Source organism: Aquabacterium sp. UBA2148 (assembly GCF_002328915.1).
Lineage (GTDB): Bacteria > Pseudomonadota > Gammaproteobacteria > Burkholderiales > Burkholderiaceae_C > Aquabacterium > Aquabacterium parvum.
Window position 1 is genome coordinate 3,854 of record NZ_DCXA01000070.1, and the last position, 3,396, is coordinate 7,249.

Annotated in this window: 3 protein-coding genes and 1 pseudogene; 1 reads left to right on the top strand and 3 read right to left on the bottom strand. The window is 66.5% G+C overall.

Annotated elements, in window-relative coordinates; genetic code table 11:
- The 3 genes from B2W70_RS03780 to B2W70_RS03790 form a co-directional block, all read right to left on the bottom strand.
- Positions 1-335 (bottom strand): lamin tail domain-containing protein (locus B2W70_RS03780; RefSeq protein WP_286743010.1); only part of this gene is annotated, 335 nt, incomplete at its 3' end.
- Between the two features lie 115 nt (positions 336-450).
- Positions 451-1,113, bottom strand: a complete 663-nt coding sequence (gene rsxB / locus B2W70_RS03785) for an electron transport complex subunit RsxB (RefSeq protein WP_286743013.1) — start codon at positions 1,111-1,113, stop codon at positions 451-453.
- Positions 1,114-1,156: 43 nt separating this feature from the next.
- Positions 1,157-2,413, bottom strand: coding sequence for a polyhydroxyalkanoate depolymerase (locus tag B2W70_RS03790; protein WP_058086414.1), 1,257 nt, complete (start codon positions 2,411-2,413; stop codon positions 1,157-1,159).
- A gap of 328 nt (positions 2,414-2,741) precedes the next feature.
- Between B2W70_RS03790 and B2W70_RS03795 the strand changes: the two are divergent.
- Positions 2,742-3,396: pseudogene (locus B2W70_RS03795) on the top strand (hypothetical protein); the annotation flags it as partial.

Genomic DNA, 3,396 nt, shown 5'->3' on the forward strand with positions numbered 1-3,396 from the left:
CCGTTGCTGCCGCCGGACTGCTGGACCAGGAAGTACTGGCCGGGCTGCAGGGTGAAGGCGGGCAGGTCGGTTTTGTTGCCCCAGCTTGAGCCGGTGGCCGAGGCGTATTGCACCGACCAGCCTGCCAGGTTCAAGGGTGCGCTGCCGGCGTTGAACAGCTCGATGTAGTCGGCGTTGAGCAGCGCACCGCTGTTGCCGCCCGCACCGTAGACCTGGCTGATGACGAGGCCGCTGGGCGATGCCTGGGCGGCAGCGGCCAGGCTCAGGGCCAGGGCGGCGCACAGCGGGCGCAGGGCGAAACGTGGGGAGGCGGAAGCGGGGGCGCGGTTCGGCATGGCGGTGTGCAGTGCAGGGTGGACCAGATCTGCACAGTCTGCTGAGCGCGCGTGTCAGGCCTGCGTGTTGCCACCCTGCCATCCAGGGGCCACCCGGCTCATCCAGCGTGGCAATTCACTCGCTGCGTCGCCGCGCCCGTGCCCTCGCCAGCGCGGCCTCGATCACCGCGCGTTTGGCATCGAGCTCGGCCGGCTCGGTCAGCTTGCTGACCTCGGGCAGGTGCGCCAGCTTATGCTCGGCCTTGGCCTGCAGGCGCTCGTCGTGCTCGACCTTGGCGCGGCGCGTGCGCTGCTGGTGCCAGGCGTACTCCTCACGGGCCCGATCGGCCTGTTCGGCGGACCACGCGGCCCAGCCCGTGGGTGCGGGCTCGGCGTGCACGGGCACCAGCGAGATGCAGTCCACCGGGCACACGGGGATGCACAGCTCGCAGCCGGTGCAGTCCGGCTCGATCACGGTGTGCATGTGCTTGTTGGTGCCGATGATGGCGTCGACGGGGCAGGCCTTGACGCACAGGGTGCAGCCGATGCACCAGGCCTCGTCGATGACCGCGAGCTGGCGCGGGCCCTCCGGGCCGTGCGCTTCGCTCAGTGGGGCAAACGGCTGGCCGGTGAGCTCTGCCAGGCGGCGCACGCCTTCTTCTCCGCCGGGTGGGCACTGGTTGATGCCGGCTTCGCCCTGGGCGATGGCCTGCGCATAGCTGGCGCAATCGGGGTAGCCGCAGCGCGTGCACTGCGTCTGCGGCAGCAGGGCGTTGATCTGATCGGCGTGCGGCGACATGGGGCGGGAGTGTAGCCGCCCCATGCCGGTCAGGCGCCGGGGCTCACTTGTTGTGAGACAGGATGAAGGCGCGGATCTCAGGGTAGGCCTTCTCGCGCCAGCGGCGGCCCGAGAAGATGCCGTAGTGGCCCGCGCCGATCACGTCGTAGTGCTTCTTGCGGGCCTTGGGGATGCCGGCGCACAGCTCTTGCGCCGCCCGGGTCTGGCCCGCGCCCGAGATGTCGTCGAGCTCGCCTTCGACGGTCAGCAGCGCCGTGGTCTTGATGTCCTGCGGCTTGACCAGCTCGAGCTTGCCCTTGGGGTTGGCGACCTTCCAGGTGCCGTTGACCAGCGAGAAGTCCTGAAACACCGTCTTGATGGTGTCGAGGTAGTACTCGGCCGGCATGTCCAGCACGGCGTTGTACTCGTCGTAGAAGTCGCGGTGGGACTCGGCGCTGTCGTCGTCACCGCGCACCAGGTCCAGGAAGTAGTCGTAGTGCGAGGTGGCGTGGCGGTCGGGGTTCATGGCCACGAAGCCTGTGTGCTGCAGGAAGCCCGGGTAAACGGGTCGACCGGCGCCAGGGTAGTTGGGGGGCACGCGGTAGATCACGTTGTTCTCGAACCATTCGTACGACTTGTTCATCGCCAGGTTGTTGACCGCGGTCGGCGATTTGCGGGCGTCGATGGGGCCGCCCATCATGGTCATGGAGCGAGGAGTCGGCTCGCCTCGGCTGGCCATCAGCGAGACGGCGGCCAGCACCGGCACGGTGGGCTGGCACACGGAGATCACGTGCACATCGGTGCCCACCTTGCGGATGAACTCCTGCACGTAGTTGATGTAGTCGTCGAGGTGGAAGGCGCCTTCCTCGGTGGGCACCATGCGGGCGTCCACCCAGTCGGTGATGTAGACCTTGTGGTCTTGCAGCAGGGTGCGCACGGTGTCGCGCAGCAGGGTCGAGTGGTGACCCGACAGCGGCGCCACCACCAGCACGGAAGGCTGCAGGCGCATCTTGTCCAGCAACTTGCCGTCGTCCGTGAAGCGCTTGAAGCGCAACAGGCGGCAAAACGGCTTGGCTTCAACCACCTGTTCCTGGATCACCACGTCGGTGCCGTCCACCGTCACCTTGTTGATGCCGAACTCGGGCTTCTCGTACTCCTTGGTCAGCCGGTGCACCAGGTCAAAGCCGGCCGAGATGCGGTGGGCAGAGGGCATTTGCGCCATCGGCGACAGCGGGTTGCTGTAGAGCTTCGAGGCCGCGCTGGCGAACTCGGAGAAGGGGCTGATCCAGGCGCGGTGTGTTTCGTAGATCTGGTAGAGCATGGCGGGACCTTTGTTCTCGGTTGGACCTCATGGCCTGACCATGGGTGCCGACGGGTGCCATCGGTGCATGGTGCAGTGCAGCATATGAGGGATTTTGCATCTTTGCACGCCCGTCTGATCACAGAGCGTGTCAACAGACCGGATCTGTCCGGCTTATTTCGGTGCATGGAGTGGTGATTGACCCGCAATGGGGCGCAGTTGACGCCTGCTTGAGGGGGTCGATGCCTTTCGCCATGCAGCAAACCTGGCCACATTGGCAGGCCTGGGTTAACGTTCTGTCGCATTTTTGCGGCCTCGAGCGCGTCCCCGCATTCAAACAGGAGCCCCCATGCCCATCCATCCCGGTCTTCCCTTCGTCGGTTCGTTCGATGGTCGTTGTGTCCGAAAAAGCAAGGTGCAGGCGGGTGGCGTGAGGGTGATGGGTGCCGCTGGTGCCGTCCTGGTGGGCGTGCTGAGCCCCGCAGTGCACGCGGCCACCGACACCTATCAACGCGGCTCTTTCGGCCCGGTGGTGAGCTGGCCCCTGATCCCCATCCACGCTGCGCTGCTGCCAGATGGCCGACTGCTGACCTACGGCACAGACGGTCAGGGCAACCAGACCGGTCAGTTCACCTACGACGTCTGGGACCCGAGCAAGGGCACGGGCGCCACTTCACACCTGACCTTGCCCAACACCACGGGCGCCGACACCTTCTGCAGCGGTCAGATCGTGTTGCCTGCCAGCGGTGCGGTGTTGTTGACCGGGGGCGACCGCACCATCAACGGCGTGCGCAATTACTCGATCAACGACGTCAACCTGTTCGACTGGCGCAGCAACGCGCTGTACTCGGCCCAGGCGCCCATGGCGTTTTTGCGCTGGTACCCGACCGTGCTGACGCTGGCCAACGGCTCGACGCTGGTGCTGGGCGGGCGCCAGACGCCTGCCGTGCCCGGTGCCTCGACCGAAAGCTGGGTGGCCACCCCCGAGGTCTACAAAGAAGGCA

Excerpts from the sequence above, each read along its gene's own strand:
- rsxB (WP_286743013.1), bottom strand. The coding sequence starts at position 1,113 with ATGTCGCCGCACGCCGATCAGATCAACGCCCTGCTGCCGCAGACGCAG.
- B2W70_RS03790 (WP_058086414.1), bottom strand. The coding sequence starts at position 2,413 with ATGCTCTACCAGATCTACGAAACACACCGCGCCTGGATCAGCCCCTTC.